Source organism: Vibrio sp. 10N.222.48.A3 (assembly GCF_041475345.1).
GTDB lineage: Bacteria > Pseudomonadota > Gammaproteobacteria > Enterobacterales > Vibrionaceae > Vibrio > Vibrio tasmaniensis_A.
In genome coordinates this window covers 1-862 of the sequence record NZ_JBFRVX010001520.1, presented here as the reverse complement: position 1 = coordinate 862, position 862 = coordinate 1, and the positions used below count along the sequence as shown (strand labels likewise).

1 pseudogene is annotated in these 862 nt (G+C 47.0%); it reads left to right on the top strand.

The annotated features are described in order from the left end of the window. A pseudogene (locus tag AB4653_RS27505) lies at positions 1-862 on the top strand (ATPase); the annotation flags it as partial.

Here is an 862-nt window from a genome sequence, read left to right as displayed (position 1 = left end):
AGCCAGAGCCAGAGCCAGTTCGTGCTGCACATATGCCAGAGATCGTTCCAAATGAATTCGGTGTGCCAGAAGACGATGATTGGCTGATTGAAGATGATACGGCTCAACAAGAAACATTGGCACAAGTTGATGAAGTAGCGGAAGAGCCTGTGGTTCCTGCTGTTGAACCTCAGTTAGACCATGAACCGCAAGTTGAAGCTGCACAACAAGTTGAAACCGAACTTCAAGTAGAAGCAACGGAACAAGCTGAAGCGGTAGATCAAGAAGGCGAAGATGAGTTCTCGATTGATGATTTTGATCTTCCAGAGTTTGGTGAAGAAGATGCCTTGGCAGAAGCGGATGCTGAAGTAACAACGGAGTCAGAAGTCCCTATTGTTGATGCTCAATTAGACCCAGAATCAGAATCAACACCTGAGCCTCAAGCTGAAACGGCTCCTCAAGTTGAAGAAACGAAACAAGCAGAAATTTTAGGGCAAGAAGGCGAAGACGAGTTCTCGTTTGATGATTTAGAGCTTCCAGAGTTTGGCGAAGAAGATGCGTTGGCGGAAGTGGTTAGCGAACCGGATGAAGCGCAGTTAGAGCAAGATCTTGCTCCAGAGTCCGAAAAGTTTGAGTTCGATGACCTTGACCTGCCTGAATACGATGAAGAGAGCGCAAAAGCGGATTCAGTCTTAGATGACATCGAACAAAGCAGTGGTGAGCCTGTAGCGGAAGAGCAAGGCGTAGAGCTCGATGAGTTTGATTTGCCGGAATACGGTGAAGACGAAGCTATCTCCGATGCGTTTGCTGAGAAACCAACGCCACTGACTTCTTTCAGCCCACAGGGTGAAGAACAAGATGTGCTGCATGATTTATTTTCAAA